The sequence below is a fragment of the Pelagicoccus sp. SDUM812003 genome (assembly GCF_031127815.1).
Lineage (GTDB): Bacteria > Verrucomicrobiota > Verrucomicrobiia > Opitutales > Opitutaceae > Pelagicoccus.
The window spans coordinates 55,001-77,004 of record NZ_JARXHY010000012.1 but is presented as its reverse complement, the minus strand read 5'-3'; the positions used below and the strand labels follow the sequence as shown (position 1 = coordinate 77,004).

General features: G+C 57.9%; 15 protein-coding genes. 7 read left to right on the top strand and 8 right to left on the bottom strand.

From position 1 onward, the window contains the following. Positions 1 to 77: 77 nt before the first annotated feature. Positions 78 to 476 (top strand): Dabb family protein, encoded by a 399-nt coding sequence (locus QEH54_RS15950; RefSeq protein WP_309019704.1) that lies wholly within the window; start codon positions 78 to 80, stop codon positions 474 to 476. 543 nt (positions 477 to 1,019) lie between these two features. Here QEH54_RS15950 and QEH54_RS15945 read toward each other — a convergent pair. The 6 genes from QEH54_RS15945 to QEH54_RS15920 form a co-directional block, all read right to left on the bottom strand. Further along, entirely contained in the window at positions 1,020 to 1,457 is a 438-nt protein-coding gene (locus QEH54_RS15945; RefSeq protein WP_309019703.1) for a GNAT family N-acetyltransferase, read from the bottom strand. 93 nt (positions 1,458 to 1,550) lie between these two features. Further along, positions 1,551 to 2,207, bottom strand: coding sequence for a hypothetical protein (locus QEH54_RS15940; protein WP_309019702.1), 657 nt, complete (start codon positions 2,205 to 2,207; stop codon positions 1,551 to 1,553). Positions 2,208 to 2,547: 340 nt separating this feature from the next. Then, the gene (locus QEH54_RS15935; RefSeq protein ID WP_309019701.1) at positions 2,548 to 4,359 is read right to left on the bottom strand and encodes a right-handed parallel beta-helix repeat-containing protein; all 1,812 of its coding nucleotides are present in this window, start codon (positions 4,357 to 4,359) and stop codon (positions 2,548 to 2,550) included. A 167-nt stretch (positions 4,360 to 4,526) separates the two neighbouring features. Next, a complete protein-coding gene (locus QEH54_RS15930) occupies positions 4,527 to 6,902 on the bottom strand; it encodes a DNA topoisomerase 3 (RefSeq protein WP_309019700.1) in 2,376 nt (791 codons plus the stop codon). A 176-nt stretch (positions 6,903 to 7,078) separates the two neighbouring features. Beyond that, positions 7,079 to 7,471, bottom strand: coding sequence for a hypothetical protein (locus QEH54_RS15925; protein WP_309019699.1), 393 nt, complete (start codon positions 7,469 to 7,471; stop codon positions 7,079 to 7,081). A gap of 357 nt (positions 7,472 to 7,828) precedes the next feature. Continuing rightward, the gene (locus tag QEH54_RS15920; protein ID WP_309019698.1) at positions 7,829 to 8,869 is read right to left on the bottom strand and encodes a UDP-3-O-acyl-N-acetylglucosamine deacetylase; all 1,041 of its coding nucleotides are present in this window, start codon (positions 8,867 to 8,869) and stop codon (positions 7,829 to 7,831) included. 334 nt (positions 8,870 to 9,203) lie between these two features. Between QEH54_RS15920 and QEH54_RS15915 the strand changes: the two genes are divergently transcribed. The 3 genes from QEH54_RS15915 to cydB all read left to right on the top strand — a co-directional run bounded on the left by QEH54_RS15915 (position 9,204) and on the right by cydB (position 16,648). After that, positions 9,204 to 13,979: a 2-oxoacid:acceptor oxidoreductase family protein gene (locus tag QEH54_RS15915; protein WP_309019697.1), complete on the top strand. Its 4,776-nt coding sequence runs from the start codon at positions 9,204 to 9,206 to the stop codon at positions 13,977 to 13,979. A 279-nt stretch (positions 13,980 to 14,258) separates the two neighbouring features. Further along, positions 14,259 to 15,623 carry a cytochrome ubiquinol oxidase subunit I gene (locus QEH54_RS15910; RefSeq protein WP_309019696.1) on the top strand — a complete coding sequence of 455 codons (1,365 nt, stop codon included), beginning with the start codon at positions 14,259 to 14,261 and terminating at the stop codon, positions 15,621 to 15,623. A gap of 8 nt (positions 15,624 to 15,631) precedes the next feature. After that, positions 15,632 to 16,648: a cytochrome d ubiquinol oxidase subunit II gene (gene cydB / locus QEH54_RS15905; RefSeq protein WP_309019695.1), complete on the top strand. Its 1,017-nt coding sequence runs from the start codon at positions 15,632 to 15,634 to the stop codon at positions 16,646 to 16,648. Between the two features lie 35 nt (positions 16,649 to 16,683). Here the strand turns inward: cydB and QEH54_RS15900 are convergent, their stop codons facing one another. Continuing rightward, a complete protein-coding gene (locus QEH54_RS15900; protein ID WP_309019694.1) occupies positions 16,684 to 17,268 on the bottom strand; it encodes a hypothetical protein in 585 nt (194 codons plus the stop codon). 387 nt (positions 17,269 to 17,655) lie between these two features. Here QEH54_RS15900 and QEH54_RS15895 point away from each other — a divergent pair, with 387 nt between their 5' ends. The 3 genes from QEH54_RS15895 to QEH54_RS15885 all read left to right on the top strand — a co-directional run bounded on the left by QEH54_RS15895 (position 17,656) and on the right by QEH54_RS15885 (position 19,901). Beyond that, positions 17,656 to 18,528 carry an SDR family oxidoreductase gene (locus QEH54_RS15895; RefSeq protein WP_309019693.1) on the top strand — a complete coding sequence of 291 codons (873 nt, stop codon included), beginning with the start codon at positions 17,656 to 17,658 and terminating at the stop codon, positions 18,526 to 18,528. Beyond that, on the top strand, positions 18,525 to 18,980 hold the full coding sequence (locus QEH54_RS15890; RefSeq protein ID WP_309019692.1) for a DoxX family protein: 456 nt from the start codon (positions 18,525 to 18,527) through the stop codon (positions 18,978 to 18,980). Before QEH54_RS15895 ends, QEH54_RS15890 begins: the two co-directional genes overlap by 4 nt. A 231-nt stretch (positions 18,981 to 19,211) precedes the next feature. After that, positions 19,212 to 19,901 carry a TorF family putative porin gene (locus QEH54_RS15885; RefSeq protein ID WP_309019691.1) on the top strand — a complete coding sequence of 230 codons (690 nt, stop codon included), beginning with the start codon at positions 19,212 to 19,214 and terminating at the stop codon, positions 19,899 to 19,901. 391 nt (positions 19,902 to 20,292) lie between these two features. On the opposite strand, the gene QEH54_RS15880 is transcribed toward QEH54_RS15885, so the two are convergent. Then, positions 20,293 to 21,894: a methyl-accepting chemotaxis protein gene (locus QEH54_RS15880; RefSeq protein ID WP_309019690.1), complete on the bottom strand. Its 1,602-nt coding sequence runs from the start codon at positions 21,892 to 21,894 to the stop codon at positions 20,293 to 20,295. Positions 21,895 to 22,004 lie beyond the last annotated feature (110 nt).

Below are 22,004 nucleotides of genomic sequence, written 5' to 3'. Positions count from 1 at the left end.
AGTACCCCCCGTTTTCTCTGCGCGCGCCTGTCGCGTATCCACATGCAAATAAACGACCTAACTCAAAACGCCTTCGTATGAAAAAACTAATCCCTAGCCTTCTCGCCCTCATCGCTATCGCCATCGCTCCCGTAGCGGTCCAAGCCGCTCACCACGAGGACATGGACCACAGCGAAATCACGCCAAGCTCCGTGATCCACGTGGTCACCGTTTCCTGGAAGTCCGACGCCAGCGATGCCGATATCCAAGCCGCGCTGGACGGAGTCGTCACCTTGGCCAAGGAATTCGACGGCATCGAGCGGGTCTGGATCAAAACCATCAAAGCCCAAGGCGAACGAAGCCATGCGTTCGTGATGGAATTCAAGAGCGAGCAAGCCTTGAAGGACTACGCTGGCAGCGATGCTCAAAAGAAGTGGTACAAAGTCTACCTGCCCGCCCGCGACCGCAGCACCACCTTCGACATCACCAATTCCTAGCGAGCCGCAAGCGCCGCTAACGATTTTCAAACCTTAGTCACACGTTCTCGCCCTCCATCGATAGCCGATGGGGGGCTTTTCTTGTCTTGCGGCAGCGATCCCACTCCCGCCGCCACTCATGAAGGCTGGCTCGGCCGCGTCGCAGGAATATCTCGAAGCGTGTTCATCCCAAGGGCCCGCAACAGAAATCGACCTTAGAACGTCGCAACCAACTGCTTTTCAACGACTAAAGTAGTTCACAGGCAAAACTGCCCGTCGCGGGGCCAGGCCTGAAATCCTTTTTTTTCAAAAAAGATGGGGAAATGCTGAACGTTTTTGGCGCTTATCCGTCTTAGATAAATGTAAGACCTCGCTTAGCGAGGCTACATTTGGGGTAATATAGAAAATGATGGCGGGTCGCTTAGGGGTAGGCGGCCCGCCTTTTCTACGTCCGGATCGGGAGAATCAAGAGACTCCACCAACGAGCGGGTCCCTCGGCTGTCAAAAGCTGGTACGATCGCCGCCCCAAGCCGTCGCCGAACGGCGTCGGAACCCAGAAGCGTCCTACGGTAGGCATTTAGTCATAGAGAGGTGATCAATGCCGACTTCGCGAAAGCGTTCTCCGCTGGAACGGTATCCTAGCGTCTCATAGAATCGCTCCGCGTTGACTCGGGCCGCCAGCACGATCTCCACGCAGTCCATGGAGCGCAGACGCTTCTCCACGTTTTCGATCAGCGCCCTGCCCAGCCCCATCCCGCGCGCCGATGGCTCCACCACCATCTGACGCAGCTTCATCCGACCGTCTCCCAGATTCTTAAGGGTCACGCTCGCGAGGAGTCGTCGCTCTCGAAAAAGCCCGAAATGCAGCTGGCTTCGCTCGCCGGCCGTATCGCTTTCGCTCAGCTCCAGCCCCAGAGGCGCCCGCAACTGGGCGTTTCGCAGCTCCAGCGACTGCTGATACTCCGCGTCATCGGTAGTGAATTGCCGAAACTCCGTATCCAAGTTGCTATTGCGTGTTGAGATGGCGGATACAGAGGGTCCCGACGCGTCTCGTCGGCTGTTTCCTTTGGTTTCCGCGAGGGCTAGGCGAAGCGATTATTCCTTTCGCACCAGTTCATTGCCATTATATGGATTGAAGCTGTAGTTGCCCGGAAATTCCTCGCCCGTCGACTGATCGATCATCGGGGGCATCAGCGAGCCCAACGGAAGCCTCCACTTGAATTCGTTGCCGAAGGAAGTGAAGGTGAACGCTCCCTCCGAGCGGGGGTCCAATAGCCTTTCTCCGCCGATCTCGTTGGGAAACACGATAAACTCCATTCCTTTGCCCATCTCTCCCATCATCTGCCCCATCAAGGGCTTCATCGTGATGAAGAAGTTTGAAGCGTCCTGATTCACGGCGATGTAAGGGATCTGCTCGATCTCATCCCCATCTATTTCAAATTTCACATTGTCCCGTATCTCGCTCTTCGGCTTGTGCTTGAAGGATCCGAATGTGCCAATCTCGCTCTCCACGACCGCAAAGACCGTGTACTCCTCGAGGATTTCGATGAAATCGGCCTTCTGCTCTTCGGTCATTCTCGGATCCTGATCTAAGCTTTCCTCCCAGAATTCGAGAGGTATCCACCAGACCAGGCTCATGTTTCCGGGCGTCTGGGCGATTTTCTGAGTCTCCTGCACCAGTTTCGTTATATCTGTCGCATGAATCTGCGAGCAGACTGCGAGAACGAGAAGGCATACGATCGGTTTTATCATCTATGTTTGTTGTTACCTGATTCGAGAGAGCAGGCCGTCCTGGCCGCATTTCGCGGGCCACAGTTCAACAATGAGACGAACGACTGCGAGCTGGGGTAAGACCTAGTAGTAGCGCCATGGCCTGGCAAGTCGGATTTACGAACTTCTACGGATGGGAGAACTCCGTAAACAGAGCCCTCCTCTCTCCATCAGATGGGCGTTTCGCAGCCGACAACGCGACTGGAAGGCCGCAACTGGATAAAATGGAAAAGGCCGCCTCGTCAGGGAGGCGGCCCAATCGCAAATGCTATCCGAAGCGGCGGACCACGTCAGGTCGCTTGCATTCCCTCGCTGGATCGCCCTAGTCCACGACGGGAAAGGCGCCTGGGTGAGCGATATCCTTTTGCTTTTTGCCAAGGGCTTTGAGGGCTTCCTTGGGGAGCTGAGGCTCGAAACGCGCTGCGGGGAATTCCGGCAACAGCTCGTAGCGGCTCAGCTGGGCGCCCTTGAACACGGGGCCGTTGTAGTTCACGAACCACTGGCTGTTGCTTTCGAACTTGGGGAACAGTTTCGTCAGGTCGGCAGGTGTTTCCAAAGGCATGAGGTTCTCCTCGATCTGCGACGGGCTCCACACGATGAGCGGATACTCGGTCTCGTAGCCCTGGCGCACGTAGACGTTGTAGTCGATGGCCTTGGCCTGCGAATCCGTGAGGCGCTCGCGGAGGACTTCGCGTTGCTCGAAGTTGAGAAGCGGCCCCCAATGATCCTCGTCGACCACCACCAGGTTGCCCATAAAGACGTGCCCGAAACGCTCTTCCACTTCCGGTCCAGTGCGCGGGTGCCATCCGAAGTGGTCGCCCACGGCGCTGCGTTCGGTGCGTTCGAAACTGGCCATGCTGTTGACGAAGGTGTTCTGATAAACGCGAACCCGCTCGCTATTCAAAGAACGCACGCCTTTGTTGCAGTCCACGAAGACGTTGCCGGCGCAGATGGCGCCCTTGGAAATCTCGAAGAAGAATCCGTCGTCGGTGTTTTGTATCCAGTTATCCACGAACAGGCCGTCGATGTTTCCCACGTCGTACCAGATGCCATTGGAAAGCTCGTTGTCGATGACCAGATTGTCGCGGCAGACCACTCGGTAGCACTGATTGAAGATCTTCACTGCGGAAGCGTAGTAGCCAGTGATGCTCTCTATGTTGTTACGGGTCACGATATTGCGCTCCAACAGCACGTCGTTCGAGGCCAGGATAAAAATGCCTTCGGTGCTGGTGTCGCTGACCAGGCAATTGCGGATCACCAGGTCGTCGCCGCGGAAGTAGCCGCCCACGCGGGAACAGAAGCTGAAAGTGCAATGCTCGAAGAGGCTGCCGACCACGTCTTTTCCGTGTTCAGATTCTGGAGACACGCCTTCCGGATCGTAGCCTTCGATCTCGATGGCTCGGTAGGCGTACTGGGTGAAAACGATGCCGCGAACCTTGGGGCCTATCTTGTCGGAGACTTTTCCGTGAACTTCGCCGACGACACGGGTCAAGGCGTTGTCGAACGCGGTGATTTCAATGGAGCGACTCTCTGGATCGGTCGCGGTGTAGATGTAGCCCTCCTCGTAGTCCACGTAGAAGGATCCTTCATCCAGCTCACCAGGCCAGCCGACCTGCTGCAGCATCTCGCCGTCCACGAAAACCATATCGTTGTTGAACTTGTAGATCGGAGTGCGAGCGGCCTCGCGATGGCGTCGCCACCAGCCTTGCGGCTTCATTGGGAAAAGGCGATCCCACTTGGTGCGCCAAAGCCCATCGCGGAGGGCTTCCCACTCCTCAGCAAGGTAGGTCCCCTTGAGAACGGGAGCCTCATCCTGATAGGGCTGGATGGTGATGCCCTGGTTGAAAGCGAGATCGCCGGTACGGTAGATTCCTCCTCGCAGCACGATGGCGTCGCCGGTCTTCACTCGAGAAAACGCTTCTTCGATGCTGGTGGGCGACTCGATGGAGGAGCCGTCAGCCGAGGCTTCGCCGTCCGGGGACACGTAGTAGATGACGCCTTCAACGTCCGGGGTTTCGTAGTAGAGTTGCAGCGGGCCATAAGGGCCGCCGGAAGGAGCGCCATGAGCGAGGGCGCCGATGCTCAGAAAGAAAAGTATGCAGCTAAGCAGCGATTTCAGAGGTGTTTTGGTCATAGGTATTTGGGTGTGACTTGGTGAGACGGGGTTGATCCAGAGGGCGAACGCGCCAGTCCCTGCTTCGCAGGCGCAAATGCCGCGAAACTTGGGAAAACGTTAGTAAACGTCTACGGGAGCGAACGAGACTAATGACGAGCCTTGCTCAGTCTAACTATTGGACAGGACTAGTCCACGAACTGAAACTGAACGCGCGCTCCCACAACCTTCAACTTCGCGGAGAAGGATTTGCCCGCCTTGGAGGTGAAGCCCTCCAGAACCTCGGTCTCCCCTTTTTCGAGCAAGAGCTTGGCCTCCTCCAGACTCACTGGACGTTTGGCGACTTCCTTCCAGATAACGAACTTGCAGCCATTTTTCCAGTTGCAGCAGCCGTAGCCCTTGGGACCCTCCACGACGGCGCTCCGACAAACGGGGCAGGCCCCGATTTCGCTATCGTCGCCCGGGCCTTTGGCCATCTCGATGAGCTCGTAGCCGAGTTTCCCTTTTTTTCCGAGCGCGATGTGGCCGAAGAGCTTCTTTCCCTTCTCCTGCAGCGCATGGGCTTCCAAAGTGCGTCCATTGAACAGCAGCTCTCGCATGAGCTCCGGACTAAAGGTTAGCCCCAGCGTTCCGTCCTTGATGACAAACCCGCACCCCTCGCGCCATTGGGAGCATCCGTATCCAGAATGTCCGCGCATGACGGGAGCTCTGCAGATCGGGCAAGGGCCGAGGTTTTTCAAATCAATGGTATCGGAGGACTTGCTGCTTAGGATCTCACGCGTGTATTCAACAACCTCCGACATGAAGGTTTCAGGATCATATTCGCCACGCTCCACCTTCTTCAAACGAAACTCCCACTCGCCCGTCAGCTCGGGAGACTTGAGCCGTTCGTCCTTGATCAAGGCGATCAAGTGCCGCCCGCTGTCGGTGCTGATCAAATTCTTTCGCTTGCGCTCGACGTATTTACGCTGGATCAGCACTTCGATGATCGAGGCACGCGTGGCTGGCGTGCCGACGCCCTTTTCCTTCAAAGCCTCCTTCAGCTCCTCGTCGTCGACGATTTTGCCCGCCGTCTCCATGAGAGCGAGCAAGGTAGCTTCGGTGAAGCGGCGCGGCGGATTTGTCTTAAATTTCTCGATACACGGATCGTGAGGATTGCTTTCGCCCACCTGAAAATCCGGCATCATGGATTCCTCTTCCTCAGGCTCAGCGGTTTTCCGGGCTTTGCTTTTAGCATTCTTCTTAGCTGCCTGAGCGCCTGTCCCGCTCATCAGATAGGGATAGAGCAGTTGCCAGCCTGGATCGACCAGCACCGTGCCGCGCGCCCGAAAGCCCTCGCCCGCAGCCTGAGCTTCGACCGTAGTGACCGCTTTGATACACGGCGGATAGAAAACGGAAATCAATCGCGTAACGATAGCCTCGTAGACCTTGCTTTCGTCCTCGTTCAGATTCCCTGGAAGGTCGTCGGTAGGGATGATGGCATGGTGGTCGGAAACCTTCGAGTCGTCCACGATGCGCTTGCTAAACTCCAGAGCCTCGAGATCGAGACGGCCGATCTCCTCTCGCTTCAGCGGCTGGAGCGTTCGCAGCAAAGGGCCGATGGTCGGCTGAAGATCGCTCGAAAGGTATCGGCTGTCGGTGCGCGGATAAGTGATGCGCTTTTGCTCGTAGAGGTTCTGTGCGATGCGAAGGGTTTGGTCGGCGGTGAACCCGTGCCGGCGATTCATTTCGCGTTGCAGCTCGGTCAGGTCGAAGAGCAGCGGCGGGTTTGCTCGCTCGTCCTTCTTTTGCACGTCGCTCACCACCAGCGGCTGGCCGACCACCTTTTCGAGCAGCGCTTTGGCCTGCTCCTCCTTTTCGATCTTTCCGCCCAGATGGCGAAATCGGGTCTCGCGGCATTTGGTGTGAACCTCCCAGTAGTCTTCGGACTTGAAGCCTTCGATTTCCAGATCGCGCCCCACGATCATGGCGAGGATCGGCGTCTGCACTCGTCCCAGACTGAAAAGCAGGTTTCGCTTGCCGTGCTCGACGGTGAAGTAGCGCGTGGCGTTCATGCCCACGATCCAATCCGCTTCGCTGCGACAGCGAGCGGCTAGGTACAGGTTTTGGAAGGTGGCTCCGTCCTTCAGCTCCGCGAAGCCCTTGGCGATGGCCGCCCCGGTGAGCGAGCTGATCCAGAGGCGCTTGATCGGCTTCCCAAGGCATTCGGCCCATTCCAGGATGTAGCGAAAAATCAGTTCCCCCTCTCGGCCAGCGTCCGTGGCGCAAACGATCTCCTCGGAAGCTTCGAACAGGCGCTTCACTGTCTCGAGCTGCTTGCGGGCCCCGTCGTCGCCACGAGCTCTCAACTCGAATCGCTCCGGGATCATGGGCAAGGTGCTGATCTTCCAAGCCTTCCATTCCGGTCTGTACTCCTCAGGCTCCTTCAGCTCGACCAAGTGCCCGAAAGCCCAGGTGACGGCCCAGTCGTCCCCTTCCAGATAGCCATCCCGGCGCTGGTTCGCCTTGAGATGCTTGGCGATGTCGCGGGCGACGGAAGGTTTTTCGGCGAGGACAACTTTCATGAAAATGGGAGGCTGCAGAGCCAAGCGGCGGACGCGGGGATGTCAACGTCTCGTCGCCGCGGCCAGACCCATTTCTCCGGACGCGAAAAAGCCTCCGGGCTACCAACCCCGGAGGCTTATCATTCAGATCAAACAAACTAACTAAACAAACTCTAGAAAACAACCCGGTCCTGGAACTAGAACCGAAGACCCCAGACGCCGCTGTCCATCTTGGAAAGCTTCACGGATCCGAGATCGCAGGAAAATATGGCTACGGTGCCCTCCGCTTCGATGCGCGGCTTGGATTTAAGAGCCGCTTCGTAGCTGCTCACGATGGCTTCGCGTAGATCCTTGTCGGAAAACTGCCTGCTCACGCTGGCGATCAAGGCCTGCAGAGCGGCCTCCGATTCGGCGTGCTTGCTATCGAGACAGCGATTTCTCACCAGCGTCTCCCAGTCCTGGCTCTTGTAGAGCTCGACGATCTCGCTAAGTCCTTGCTCCGGCGTCTCGGTTTCCATGTCCGCCTGCACGAAGGCGACGCTCAGAAAAAGCGCGGCAGAGAGGATCGAGGTTAAAAGCTTTTTTTGCATGTCATGATTCGGGTTTAGAGTTAGAGCTCGGGTGGATTCCAAAACTGAGCGAGCTGTTGCTAAACGACGCGAAACATGCGGCTGGCGGGGACCAGCTACGGGTCTGCGACCCTTCCGGGCTTAGGAGTGGAAGCCTAAAAGCCCATTAGGATACCCTACCTAATCGGCGCTCTTCGAAAAAACTTTAGTCTTTTCTCTTAGGTATTTGAAGAAAGGCCGCGGCTATCCCCACGGATCTTCACGCCGTAGCCCACTGTCGGTCGTCGCGCCGAGGCGACAAGCCAACCCTATCGCTTCGAGAGGCAGCAGACGGGAGACAGCGGGTCAACGCCGCGCCCTACGGACGGTACCGCGACCTTAGACCTCGACCAGCAGCTGGTTGGCGTAGAGCAGCTTGACCATTTCCACATCCGGATAGTGGCCGCCTTTGTAGTCGATGATCCGACCCACGAAGCGGCCTTCGTCGATCAAGGCCAAGGCGGCGAGCAGATCGAGAATGGCCCGGTGCCACGCGGCTTCCAGCGACTTGCCGTTCTCCAAGTGCGTCGGCTCGTTCACGTACCGGCGCTTGCCGGCGATGAGCACGTTCTTGCGATTGTAGCCGAGGTTTCGCGACTCGGGAAACAGTTTTCCCAAGGTCGTGACCATCAGCTTCTGCCGAGCTGTGCTGTTGGTCCGAGCGGTGGCGCCGTAGTGGAACGAGCGTTCGTTGTGCACGAATTTTATGCGCTGCTGGCCGATGGCGTTGGGAAAGTCGCGCACGCAATCGATGTCCAGAGCGAACCTGCCCTCCTCCACCGGATCGATGACCAGAAAGCCGTTGTGCGGGGTCAGCAGCGAGACGCGCTGCTTCACCGTGAAGTAGCGCACCTGTTCCTGATCCGGCAGCTCGCGACGGCCTGCGGAATTGATGGCTTCAACCAGCTCTTTCGAGCCTTCGTTGAAGAGCGGTGGGTCGCCCGAATCGAGCTTGATGACCAGGTTGTCGACATCCATGCCCTGCTTGAGAGCGATGATGTGCTCCACTAGGCGAACGTAGTTGTGGATCGAACCGGAGCGCAGTACGATGTTGCTCACGATTTCGCCGGTGGTCCAGACGTTGCGGATGGAAACCTTGATCGGGCGGGAATCCGGGATGTCAGTGCGCTCCAGCCACCAGCCCGGGCGCTCCGTAGGCTCCAGGCGCAGGGTGCGAATGGCGTTTTTCGAGAAGGTGCCCGGGGCGCTGACCGAAACGGGCTTGGCGATGGTGCGAGGCGCCACGAGACGCTCGGCGGGCGACTGGCGAGACCAGTCGAGATCGACCGGCACCTGGGCAAATCGCTGATAAGCATCCGCTAAGGCGCTCGGATCGCCTTCCAGTATCATGCCGAAATTGAAATCGCAGGAGGTGGCCATTGTATGAAAAAACGACCTACACTCCATCGATCACCCTTGGGTTCAAGCTCCATCTGCATCGGGACGGAAGACTCTTATCACTCAACAGGCTCGCATGAAGCAATCTAGACGCTTGCCAAGATAACCATTCGCGCATCTAATACCGGCACTCGCTCGGCCAAATGCTACCCCGCGACCTTGCTCACGAAAAGGCGCTGATCGCTCAATTGAAGAGATCCTTGTCTTTATTGAAGAGTATTCGTCGCGACACGCCTTTCGCCCGTAGCGCGCTATTTTACGCTAACTAACATTATTCCGAACCCCTCCCGTCTCTGGCGGGACGACATCAATACAAATGATTGCATCCAAACCGAAATACCCCGGCATCCGGATTACGACCAACGGAAACCAGCTGGTGTCGCTATACACCGAGGCGCGCATCGCGGAAGCCGGCGTATTTTACCCGATCACTCCCTCCACCGAGATGGGCGAAATGTTCGAGTTCGCCCGCGCCAAGGGACAGCTAAACGTCTTCGGCCGCCCGACCCTCGCCATCGAGGCGGAGGGCGAACATGCCGCGCAGGGCGGAGCCATCGCCCAGTCCGTCACCGGCAAGCGCACGGTTAACTTCACTTCCGGACAAGGCATCGTCTACGGCGTGGAGCAGTACTATCACGCTCCGGGAAAGCTCAGCACGATGGTCCTAGAAGTAGCGGCCCGAGCCCTCACCAAGCACGCCCTCAACGTGCACTGTGGCCACGACGACATTTACGCCGCCCTCGACACGGGCTGGATCATGCTCTTCGCAAAAGACGCTCAGCAGGCCGCCGACCAGGCGGTGATCCTGCGCAAGGTCACGGAAAAGGCCCTCACTCCGGGCATGAACATTCAGGATGGCTTCCTGACCTCCCACCTCGAACGCACCTTCCTCAAGCACGAGTCCGAGCTGCTGCGCGAGTTTCTCGGTTCGCCGGACGACATCATCGAGTGCCCGACTGACGCCCAAAAGGAGCTCTTCGGCCCCACCCGCCGGCGCATCCCTCGCACCATCGATCTCACCAACCCCGCCCTCATCGGCCCGGTACAGAATCAGGAGCACTACATGAACGGCGTAGTGGCCCGCCGCAACAATTTCATCGAACCCATCCTCGGCTTCCTCGAAGAGGCTTACAACGAGTTCGGAAACCTCACCGGACGCCACTACGGACTGGTTTCCGAATACCGCAACGACGACGCGGAATTCACCTTCGTCACCCTCGGCTCCGCAGCGGAAAACATCGAAGCGGCAGTGGATCACTTGCGCGAAACCCGCGGCGCCAAGGTCGGTTCGGTGCACGTAAACGTCATTCGCCCCTTCCCCCAGGCAGCCATCGTCAACGCTCTCAAGGGCAAGAAGGCTTGCATCATCCTCGAACGCACCGACGAGCCGCTCGCAGGCGACAATCCGCTGGCCCGCGAAGTGCGCGCCGCCTTGACCAAGGCCTACATCCACCCAGGTTTCCCGCACCGTGACGACCTCCCGGTCATCGAGCAAAAGGACGTGCCGCGCAACTTTTCGGGCTGCTACGGTCTGGGCTCGCGCGACTTCCGCCCCGAGCACGTCATCGGAGCCTACGAATTCGTGGCCGAAGGTCGGGCCCGACAGGATGGGAAAACCGCCGGCGACGGGGTCACGTTCTTCAATCTCGGCGTCGACCACCCGTATTCGGTTTGCGCGGACGAAACGCCATCGCTGCTGCCGGAAAACGCCATCGCGGTGCGCCTGCACTCCATCGGCGGCTGGGGCATGATCACCACCGGAAAAAACCTGGCGGAAATCATCGGCGAGCTAGGCACCTACGTGGCGGAACGCGATGGAGAGGTCGATGATAACGGCAACCCGAAGGAGGTTATCCACGTATCCGCCAACCCGAAGTACGGCTCGGAGAAGAAAGGGGCGCCGACCTCCTACTTCCTCACCGCCGCTCCGGAGCGGGTACGGGTAAATTGCGACCTCAAGCATGTAAACGTGGTGCTGTGCTGCGACCCGAAAGCTTTCACCCACATCAATCCGCTTGATGGCCTTGTCGAAGGCGGCGCCTTCGTATGGGAATCCGCCGAGGAACCAGCCAAGGCATGGCAACGCATCCCGCAGAAGTACCGTCAGGAGATCATCGACAAGAAGATCCGCGTTTTCATCCTGCCCGGCTTCAACATCGCCAAAAAAGCCACCAACCGCCCCGATCTGCAGCTACGCATGCAGGGCAATTCCTTCTTGGGCGCCTTCTTCAAGGTCAGCCCCTTCCTCCAGACCTTTGGCATCGACGAAAACCATTTCCGCGAAGTGGTACGGGCCCAGTACGACAAGAAGTTCGGAAAGTTCGGGGAAGCGGTGGTCGACTCCAATATGGAGGTCATGACTCAAGGCGGCTCCCTGATCAAGGAAGTGCCCTATGGCGACGTGAACGAAACCGACCTCTCCTCCATGCGCGGGGCCATGCTTCTGCCGAAAAACACCGATTGCGGCGGGGCCTGCGGCTGCCTGCCCCAGACCGATCTCACCCACTCCGCCCATCAGCCAGCCGGGCATGAAGTCTCGCCTCACGACGGCGTCCAGTCGCTTTCGAATCAGAGCGGCAGCTCCGCGGCCGAAAAGATGACCTCCGGCCCTCAGTCGGACCGAGCACCACTCTACAAGACCGAAACCTTCGACAAGGAATATCGCGCCGGGCTGGGCTACGACCAGCCTGCCTCTCCGCTCGCCTCCATCGGCATCATGGCCTCCGCCACCGGAGCCACCGCCTCAAAGTACGGAGCCCGCCGCGAAACGCCGCGCTACTATCCGGAAAACTGCACCCAGTGCATGGAGTGCATCACCTCCTGCCCGGATACCGCTCTGCCAAACACCGCCCAGGATCTGCAGACGATTCTGAATACCGCGGTGGACAACTACGTGACCGACGAGGGGCAACGCGAAGCGATCAGGGCCGCCATTCCGGATATCGACGAAGCCATCCGCGAAACCATGCTGGCCAACGCCAAGAAGAAGGACGGCGAATCCGTGCGCGATCTCGTCATGAGCCGTCTCAAGGAAACGGATACGGTCAGCCCAGAATCCATCGCGGAGCTCGACGCCATCCTGGCCATCCTGCCACTTTCCTACCTCAAGGTCACCGCAGTCTTCATGTCGCTTGAGCGAAAGGAAAAGGGGTCCGGCGGCATCTTCTCCATTTTCGTTTCCGACCTCTGCAAAGGCTGCGGTCTATGCGTGGTCGAGTGTGGTGATCACGACGCCCTTCGCATGGTGGAGGACACCGAGGACTACAACGCGGAGATCCTCTCCGCCACCGAGTTCCTCAAGCTTCTGCCCGATACCGACCAGCGCTACCTCGGCCTCTACAAGGACGATGCTCCAGAAGAGTCTCGCCCCGCCGCGTGGCGAAACCACCTCATGGTCAATCGCAACTACGACGCCCTCACCTCTGGCGACGGAGCTTGCGCAGGCTGCGGCGAAAAACCGGTACTGCACGCCCTGGCTTCCGTGACCGAAGCCTACATGCGTCCCATCTTCCACAAGAAGGCGGATCGCCTGCAGCAAAAGGCTGCCAAACTGGTCGCCGAAGGTCCGGAAAAACTCAAGCAACTGGCCGCCGAGGATCCCAAGGCCTACGCCAACTGGAAACGCATCGTGGCTCACATCATCATGGGACTGGGCGGAGACAGCGACGAAGATACCAACCAGCGCCTAGCAGCCCACGGCGAGGTTTCCGACGAGGAAGCCCTCAAGGCCATCGAGGCCGCCCTCAAGAAGGATGCCTTCAACCACCGCGATCTGCAGTCCATCGATGGTCGCCTAGCCAACGGCATGTCCGTCATGGCCATGGGCGCCCACACCGGTTGCAACACCGTCTACGGCTCCACTCCGCCAAACAATCCTCACCCGTATCCATGGCTCAACTCCCTCTTCCAGGACGGAGCGACCATCAGCTGGATGATGGGCGAGAGCTTCATGGTGGACAACGCTCACAAGTCCATCATCCCCGAGCGCATGGTGGACCACCTGCTCGACGGCGACTTGCTCGACGAAGCGGTCTACTTCAACTACACTCACTTCACCGACGCCTTGATGACCGATCAAGAGATCAAGGAGCTGCCAAAGGTCTGGTGCGTGGGCGGCGACGGCGGCATGGGCGACATTGGTTTCCAAAACGTATCCAAGGTCATCCTACAAAACCGTCCGAACGTGAAGCTGCTCATGCTGGACACTCAGGTGTATTCAAATACTGGTGGCCAAAACTCCGACCACTCGCCCATGACCGGCGGTTTCGACATGAATCAGGCCGGCGCCGCGTCGCAAGGCAAGCTGACCGAGATGAAGAACGTGACCGAGTGTTTCCTCAACGGTCACGGCTCGCCCTACCTGGCTCAAGTTTCCATGGCCGACTCGGCCAAGCTCTACACCAGCATTCTGGAGGGCCTGCAATACCGCGGCACCGCCTTCTTCCAGTGCTACACCACCTGCCAGCCAGAGCACGGCGTAGCGGACAATATGGCCACCCACCAGGCCGGCTTGGTGCGCGAGAGCCGTTGCTTGCCGGAGTTCGTCTTCAACCCGCAGCTGGGCGAGTCCTATCAGGAAGCCCTCAGCCTTAAGGGAAACAAGAATATCGACCGCGACTGGTGGCAGGCGAAATACAGCGATTCCAAGGAAAGCTACTCCTTCACCATCGCCCATTGGGCCTGTACCGAAGCCCGCTTCCGTCAGCATATCAAGAAAGCCACGACAGAAGAGATTGAGCGCATGGAGCATCTTGAGGACGTATTGCTGCGCGTGACTCAGCAAGATGTCATCTATCGTCGCTTCAACGATCCCAAGAGCCGGGCCTACATCCCGGACTTCGGCGTCTACATCCTCTTCGACGCGGGCAACGGCAAACGCGTGCCTATGAAAATGAGCCGCCAGATGGTGCTCTTCAACATCGAGCGCCGCAAGGCTTGGCGCATGCTGCAGAGCCACGCCGGCATCGAAAACCTCGACTACAAGGCTCAAAAGGAGCTGCTCGCCAAGGTCGACAAAGGCGAGATCAGCGTAGAGGACTTGAAGGCCAAAGGTCGAAAGCTTCTAGAAGAGAGCCAACAAGCGAATGCCTGATCGGCGAAACCGCTCGAGCGCCTAGGCCACCCAACAGCCTGGCCGCTCCTGCGCCGACTTATCACACGACAAGGCCGCTCTCGCACGCGCGATGGCGGCCTTTTTGCGGACGGAGCCAGACAATCGGATCGAAAACTGCTATCCGCGCCATTTGCTAATCAACGTCATTCCGCGTCTTAATAGTCTGCGCGTTTCCGGCTCAATGGTTGAATTGCTGCTCAAAGGGGAAATCCTGCAGAGCTCCTTCGATTGAACTGACAACGCTCCTTTTTACACCAAATGGACGTCGAAATACTCTCACGTATCCAATTCGCGTTTACGATCGCGTTTCACTACATCTATCCGCCGCTCAGCATCGGACTCGGCGTGTGTCTCGTCATTATCGAGACCATCTATCTGAAGACGCGCAACGAGATCTACCGCCGCATGGCGAAGTTTTGGACCCGCATCTTCGCCCTCACCTTCGCCATCGGGGTGGCGACCGGCATCGTGATGGAGTTCGAGTTCGGCACCAACTGGGCCACCTACTCGCGCTACGTGGGCGACGTGTTTGGAAGCGCTCTGGCGGCTGAAGGGGTTTTCGCCTTCTTTCTCGAATCCGGCTTTCTCGCCATCCTGCTTTTCGGCTGGGACAAGGTCGGACCGAAGCTGCACTACTTCTCCACCTTGATGGTCTGTTTCGGCGCCCACTTCAGCGCCGTCTGGATCGTGGTGGCGAACTCTTGGCAGCAAACGCCAGCGGGCTACCAGATCGTGGGCGAAGGCATAGACGCGCGAGCGGAAATTACGGACTTCTGGGCCATGGTCTTCAATCCGTCTTCGATGGACCGACTGTCCCACACCATCATCGGCTGCTGGCAGGCCGGGGCCTGGCTGCTGGTCAGCGTCAGCGCCTACTACATTCTCAAGAAACGTCATCCCAACACCAGTCCCATGGGCTTGCGCATCGGGCTCAGCGTGGCCGCGGTGGCTAGCATCTTGCAGCTCATATCTGGACACAGCAGCGCGGAAGTGGTCGCCGAGCATCAGCCCGCCAAGCTCGCCGCCATGGAAGGGCATTGGGACCAAGGCCCGGCCGACCTTTATCTTTTCGGCTGGGTGGACGAGGAAAACGAGAAGACAACCGGCCTATCGATTCCCGGAGGCGTGGGCCTTCTGCTATCGGGCGACACTCGCCAGGAGCTGCCCGGTCTCACCAATTGGGAGCCGGAGGATCGACCAAAGGCCAACTGGGTCTTCCAATGCTATCATCTCATGATCGCTATCGGATTCGCCTTGATCGCGCTCGCCGGCATCGCCTGCTTCAAATGGTGGCGCGGCTCGCTGGAATCGACCCCATGGCTGCTCAAGCTGTTGGTGGTCGCTCCTCTCGGTCCGCAGATCGCCAACCAAGCGGGCTGGTTCACCGCCGAACTCGGCCGCCAGCCCTGGATCGTCTACGGACACCTCCGCACGTCGGACGGGCTCTCGAAAACGGTGGAGGCAAACCAAGTCCTCTTTTCTTTGATCGGATTCTCGCTCATCTACGCTCTTTTATTCGCCCTTTTCGTCTTTCTGCTGAACATGAAGATCAAGCACGGACCGGACGACAAGGTAACCATCGAAGGCGGCTCCAAGCGCCGCATCCTAACCTCCAACCGATAAGAGGCGCCATGGATCTCAATACGCTTTGGTTTGTTCTAGTAGGTGTTCTGTTTTCTGGATACGCGATTCTGGACGGGTTCGACCTCGGGGTCGGCATCCTGCACCTGCTCGCCCGAAACGACCAGGAACGCCGCATCAACCTCAATGCCATCGGTCCGGTTTGGGACGGAAACGAAGTCTGGCTGGTGACGGGAGGCGGAGCGCTTTTCGCGGCCTTCCCCGACGTTTACGCGACCGCCTTTTCCGGCTTCTACATCGCGTTCATGCTGCTGCTGTTCGGTCTGATCTTTCGGGCCGTAGCCATCGACTTCCGCAGCAAAGTGGAAAACAAGACCTGGCGGCGCCTCTGGGATTGGGGCTTTTCCATGGGCAGCCTGCTTTCCAGCTTTATCATCGGCGTGGCCATGGGCAACATCGCCTGGGGCGTACCGATCGATGAACAAGGCGAGTTCGCAGGGAGCTTCCTCGGTATGCTGCATCCGTACGCCATTCTCCTCGGACTTACCACCGTGGCCCTTTTCGCCATGCACGGCAGCATCTACCTCGCGATGAAAACCGATGGCGACTACCAGCGCTACGTGCGTTCGCGCATCAACCCGGCCATCATCGCCTTCATCATCGGCTACGCGATCTTCACCATCGCCACCTTGCTCTACGTGCCGGTGATGACTGAAGCGATCCGCAACAATCCGATTTTCTTCGTCGTAGTGGTCATGGCCATACTGGCGATCGCGAACATCCCTCGCGAAATCAATCGCAACCGTGACAACCGGGCCTTCATCTCATCCTGCGCCGCGATGATCCTCATGATGGGACTGTTTGGCATCGGCATGTATCCAAACATGATCCACTCCTTGCCGAACCCCGAAAACAGCTTAACCATCTACAACGCCTCCAGCTCGCAGGGAACATTGAAGATCATGGCCAACATCGCCCTGCTGGGCATGCCGATCGTCATCGCCTACACCGTATCCATATACTGGATCTTCAGAGGTAAGGTGAAGCTGGACGAAAACAGCTACTGACATCGGCGTGACGTTTTTCGCCTTCGCACAGCCAGCTATTTGGACGCGAAAAGCAGTTCGCCGCCCGAGTAGCAGTATTCGTTTGGCACCAGGGAGCTGCGCACTTCGAGCATCCCGCTGTAGAGATGCAGCTGCTGCGGCATTTCGTATTGGACCTTCGTGAAAACATTGATGCGCTTCGCCTTCCCTTCCTTGAGATCTCCAAGGCCCTGCACGTAGTAGCGAACGTCCCCGAAGGAGTCGAAACGCAAGACTAGATAGCAATCGTCGAGATCCCGATCGGGCTTCAGTCGAGCGATCAGTTCATACCATCCGTTCGACGACACGAACTGCACGCCCGCTTCCCGGTTCTGGATTCCGCCCCGCTTGTTCGAGATGACTTCCACTTCGATGTAGCCTTGCTCGAAGCTCTTCTCGGGCAGCATCGCCACCTCGGCCTGATCGGCCCGCACCAGACTGTCGCCGGTGAAACAATACGGCTCGCGACCCTTCACCTCCGCCACTGGCAGCCAGCTTCCTTCCATCAGACAGTGCAACGAACTTTGAGCTTGGACGACGTTCGAAGCAAAGACGCTGACGAGAAGAAACGATAACTGGGCAATGGCTTTTTTCGATGTCATATGTTGGATGTCCTCTGGCGGTACAACATCGTCCATTCTCTGCGATGATCAATGGAAGGAGCCCGGTTTGATAGATAAGTTACAGGGTTCTAACACCCCTTTTACTAGACCCCGTAGCGAAGACTACCGACCAACCATTATGCGCTATTTGATAGCGATTTTTTTTGAACGTTTTCGCCGTTCGCGCGTCACTTCCCTGAGCGACGTTTTTCGTATCCTAAATTCTGATACATGGACCTACAGGACAGGGCGCCGACGGCGCCTTAGGCGTTCGCGAGCTGCCCGGCCTTGCGCTGAGAGTTTTCCATTTCGCTTTGAAACCGCCTAACAAATAAATTGGCACCAACACTTTACGTTTCGCGACAAAGCTTTACGGTGTTTGCGAGGATGAAGGAGCGCACCAAGGTTACTCTGATCACCGGCTGCAGTTCGGGCATTGGCTACGAGCTTATGCGGCTGTTCGACCGCCCGGGCTATCATGTCGTGGCAACTGCCTTGCCGAGCTCCTACAAGGCTCTGATCGACGATCCTGCGACCCGGAGCGAGCGCATCTCGGTGCGGGCCTTGGATATCGCCGACTACAAAAGCGCTTCTACCCTGGTGGATGAGATACATGACTCTATCGGGCCGATCGATCTACTGATCAACAATGCGGGCATTTCCTATCGATCCACCGTGGAGGACATGACGATCGATGACGAGCAGCGCCAGATGCAGGTCAACTATCTCGGCCCGATGCACTTGATCCGCTGTTGCCTGCCTTCCATGCGCCAGCGGCGTAGCGGCCATATCATCAACGTTTCCTCGGTCGGCGGCATGATGGCCATGCCCACCATGGCGTCCTACTCCGCTTCGAAATTCGCTCTGGAGGGCGCCAGCGAGTCGCTTTGGTACGAGCTGAAGCCCTGGAAGATCAAGGTCACGCTGGTGCGTCCGGGATTTATCAACTCTCTGGCCTTCACCAAGGTGCTCTATTCGAAGAAGCGCGAGCAAGGGCTCGCATCGCCCGAATACGAGCAGCACTACCGCAACATGACCCGCTTTGTGGAGACGATCATGAAACGGGCCCTCGCGACCTCGGAAGACGTCGCTCAGCGGATATTTCGAATCTCGCAGAAGAAGCGGCCGCCACTAAGAGCGGCAGGCACCATCGACGCTTTCCTCTTCTACTACCTCCGACGGATTCTACCACGGTTTCTCTATCACAAGCTGCTCTATTGCTCTTTGCCGGGAGTGAAACGATGGGGTCCAGGAAAATGAGCATCCAGATTTCCAAGAACGTTTCGGACCTCTGCTTCCGCTTGCTGTTTTGCCTGATCTTTCTCGGTCTGGGAGCCGAGCACCTGTTTTCCGACGAGCTGATACAGAAGCTGATGCCGCAGTGGATTCCCGCGCCGCGTCTTGTATCCATATTTACCGGACTGGTTCTTTTCGCAGGCGGGGCAATGATCGCGCTCGGCTACCGCTTGAAATGGGCCGCGTTTCTTTTGGGAAGCTTTCTGGTGTTCGTATCCATCCTGGTGCACGCGCCAGCCATGGCGAGTCCCGAAGCCTCCCCTTTGAACCCGGAAAACAAGTGGATCTGGGATACGCTGCAGCGCAGCAATTTCGTAAAGAACCTTTGTCTGCTCGGGGTGTGCCTCATGCTGCCCCACTACCAGCTCGGCGACTGGTCGCTGGAAGCCTGGCTGAAGCGCAAGGACGCCTCCTGAGCCTAGGTAAGACCCCAATTGGGACGCCGGGAAGGCGGTGCTCAGGCAGCCTGGAATGGGGCGCGTCTTATGGAAAATCTGAATACGTTTCATTTTTTCCTTTCAAAGCGCCCATGGGAAGGCATTTTCCCAGCTTCAATTTCGCATCGCTAGGGAACTTATCCCTGGGGTTCGAAACTAAGACTCGGGCTTTAACAACCCAGTCTAACTTATCAAACTACAAACTAGAAAATGAAAACTAAACTGATCACAGCGCTATCCGCTGCAGGCGTTTCGCTCGCAGCTGTTAACGTAAACGCTCAAGAGCTCACTTGGACCGCTTCTGCAGGAGTCGAGTCCGAGTACGTGTTCCGTGGTGTCGAAATCGCCAGCGAAAGCTTCCAAGCAAGCATCGAAGGCGCTTACGGCGACGGTTACTTCGGCGTTTGGATGAACGAGTCCCTCGAGGACGAGGACAAGGGTGCCAGCGAGTACGACTTCTACGCAGGTTACGGCTACGCTATCAACGACACCTTGACCGCTGACTTCGGAGCGACTCTGTACCACTATCCGGACGCGGACGACGAAACCTTCGAAATCTACACCGGACTGAGCTTGGACGCGCCTTTGGCTCCTAGCTTCTACGTCTACTACGACTTCGATCTCGAAGCCCTCACACTCGAAGGCTCCGTATCCAAGTCCTACGACGTGGCTGAAAAGACCGCTCTGGAGCTTGGAGCTGCTGCTGGTTGGGTTGATTCCGACCTCGACGAAGGCGCTGAGTTCTACTACTACAACGCGACTGCAGACCTCGTGTACTCGTTCAATGAAACCACCACCGCATCCATCGGCGCCCGCGTAGGCGGCAACGACGGACGCTTCGGCGAAGGTGGCAAGGACGACAATGCCTGGGCAGGCGTTTCCTTCAGCAAGAGCTTCTAAGCGTCTCTGAGATAAGAAATTGCATAAAGTCCACCCTGGCGACGGGGTGGGCTTCTTTGCGTCTGCATCTCGAGCCCGACCTCTAGCCGGCGCCACAGCTCACTCCCCGACACCGCTACCTCCGGACAAAAAAAGTGCTGGCTCGGAGGCCCCCCTCCAAGCCAGCTATCCCTTTATTGTTGCCTTGATCCTGAACCTTAGCGCGTTTCCGCGCAGTCCAAATTCGCAAATTGAAAGTCTAACTGAGTCTCAAACTACTCTCAGGTGTTATCCTGACTTTTCGTTTGGTCATAAACACTTATCGCGTCTAATACGTTACAGTTTAATCAGATTTCAGGAAATTCCAGTCGAGGCATCGGTTTTCGCGAATTATTCGCAACTGTCCGCCTTTCTAGTTCCAAAGGCTAACATCCTCTTCGACCGTATCGTAGCGCTCTGTAAATTTGTCCGTCTGCTTCGAAGCCTTGCTCTTGGATGCGAGGCCCAGCGAAGGCGTCGCTTGATAGCGACTGGTTTTGCGGTCGAGCCTGTCGTTGGATCCTCCGACCATTTCAGTGAGTTCGCTGACTGATCGGTTCAGGGCTTCCGCCTGCTGCGACAGCTCCTGCGCGGCGGCAGCGCTCTCCTGAGTGATGGCGGCATTGGCTTGGTATCCGCTTTCGATCTCGCGAATGGCGGCATTGACTTGGCCAACGCCTTCGCTGCTGCGCTCTACGGACTGGGCGATGCTTGCCACCAGGTCGTCGAGCTCGCTGGCTTTCTGCAGGATCTCGTCCAAGGAGGTGGAAACGCGACTGCTGATTTCCACGCCGACTCGGCTGCGGTTGATGGAGTCTTCGATGCGGGTGGAGGTCTCCTGAGCGGCCTTGGCGCTTCGTTGAGCCAGATTGCGGACCTCGTCCGCCACTACGGCGAAACCAGCGCCCGCCTCGCCGGCCCTGGCCGCTTCCACCGCAGCGTTTAGAGCGAGGATGTTGGTCTGGAAAGCGATCTCGTCGATGGATTTCAGGATGTTTGAAATGCCATCGCTGGAATCGCGAATGGCGTTCATGGCCTGTTCCATCTCCTTCATCTGCGTCTTGCCTTCGTTGACGGCTTGTCGGGTCTGGTTAGCAATCTCGGTGGCCGAGGTCGCCGCCTGGGCGTTTTCGCGGGTGTTTTCCGCGAGGACTTCCAGCGAGGCGCTGGCCTGCTGGATGGATGCTGCTTCGCGGTTTGCGGAGTCCGCAAGCGACTGCCCGTAGTTCGAAACTTCGCGTGAGGCCGTGTCGACCACCTCGGAGCCACCTCGCAAGTCCTTGGCGATCCTGGAAATCTGTCTGCTCACCGAGCCGCCCAAGAACAAGCCGAGTCCTACCGCGACGGCGACTCCAGCCAGCATGACGGCGCTGGTGAACCAAGTCAGCTTCTCTACGGATGCGTGATAGGCGGCCTCCTGCTCCTCCGCGTTCGCGGCTTCGAAGTCCTGCACCATAGCGACGATGGAGTCGATATCGGCAGTAGGGGCGCGGTCGATGCCCTTCACCATTCGGTCGACCTTCAAATGGGCCTCCGGATCGTTTTGAGCGTATTTGGAAATGGCGTCGGCGTAGGCGGTGTTGAGTTCGGCCAGGGAACGCTTCGCCTGCTCGACCCTATCGTTCGGCACGCCGTACGTTCCCAGCAGCTTCGAAAGCTCGGCGAGATTCTCCTGCACCTGCTCCGCTCTTTCGCCAAAGCGGCCCCAATACTTGTCGAACTGGGCTTTGTCCTGGCCCCGCAGCAAAGTGTTTTTCCACTCCTGAACCTGTATCTTAAAATTCACCTGAGCGGACCGAGCGAGGTCTGTGGCTTTCACAAGAAAAGCCCCACGCTCCACGACCTGCTCGCGGATTTGGGCGAGAGTGGATTCAGACCGTTTCAGGCCGGTCAGACCGACGAGACCGATCACCAGTCCCAGGATGGCGACGAGAAGAAAACCGCCTATCAATTTCGTTTTTATCGTTAGATTCATGGCTGCCATAGTTGGATTAGGAAACGCGAAACGCCGCACGACCAAGGGCGAACGCTTATGCTACCTACGGCTAAATCAATCCTCTACTGACGCCAAGGAGGCGCACTACC

Bases quoted from the DNA above. Each gene is read 5' to 3' on its own strand.
- QEH54_RS15915 (WP_309019697.1), top strand. From the start codon at position 9,204: ATGATTGCATCCAAACCGAAATACCCCGGCATCCGGATTACGACCAAC.
- QEH54_RS15885 (WP_309019691.1), top strand. From the start codon at position 19,212: ATGAAAACTAAACTGATCACAGCGCTATCCGCTGCAGGCGTTTCGCTC.
- QEH54_RS15895 (WP_309019693.1), top strand. From the start codon at position 17,656: ATGAAGGAGCGCACCAAGGTTACTCTGATCACCGGCTGCAGTTCGGGC.
- QEH54_RS15900 (WP_309019694.1), bottom strand. From the start codon at position 17,268: ATGACATCGAAAAAAGCCATTGCCCAGTTATCGTTTCTTCTCGTCAGC.
- QEH54_RS15950 (WP_309019704.1), top strand. From the start codon at position 78: ATGAAAAAACTAATCCCTAGCCTTCTCGCCCTCATCGCTATCGCCATC.
- QEH54_RS15890 (WP_309019692.1), top strand. From the start codon at position 18,525: ATGAGCATCCAGATTTCCAAGAACGTTTCGGACCTCTGCTTCCGCTTG.
- QEH54_RS15880 (WP_309019690.1), bottom strand. From the start codon at position 21,894: ATGAATCTAACGATAAAAACGAAATTGATAGGCGGTTTTCTTCTCGTC.
- QEH54_RS15920 (WP_309019698.1), bottom strand. From the start codon at position 8,869: ATGGCCACCTCCTGCGATTTCAATTTCGGCATGATACTGGAAGGCGAT.
- QEH54_RS15925 (WP_309019699.1), bottom strand. From the start codon at position 7,471: ATGCAAAAAAAGCTTTTAACCTCGATCCTCTCTGCCGCGCTTTTTCTG.
- QEH54_RS15940 (WP_309019702.1), bottom strand. From the start codon at position 2,207: ATGATAAAACCGATCGTATGCCTTCTCGTTCTCGCAGTCTGCTCGCAG.
- QEH54_RS15930 (WP_309019700.1), bottom strand. From the start codon at position 6,902: ATGAAAGTTGTCCTCGCCGAAAAACCTTCCGTCGCCCGCGACATCGCC.
- QEH54_RS15910 (WP_309019696.1), top strand. From the start codon at position 14,259: ATGGACGTCGAAATACTCTCACGTATCCAATTCGCGTTTACGATCGCG.
- QEH54_RS15935 (WP_309019701.1), bottom strand. From the start codon at position 4,359: ATGACCAAAACACCTCTGAAATCGCTGCTTAGCTGCATACTTTTCTTT.
- cydB (WP_309019695.1), top strand. From the start codon at position 15,632: ATGGATCTCAATACGCTTTGGTTTGTTCTAGTAGGTGTTCTGTTTTCT.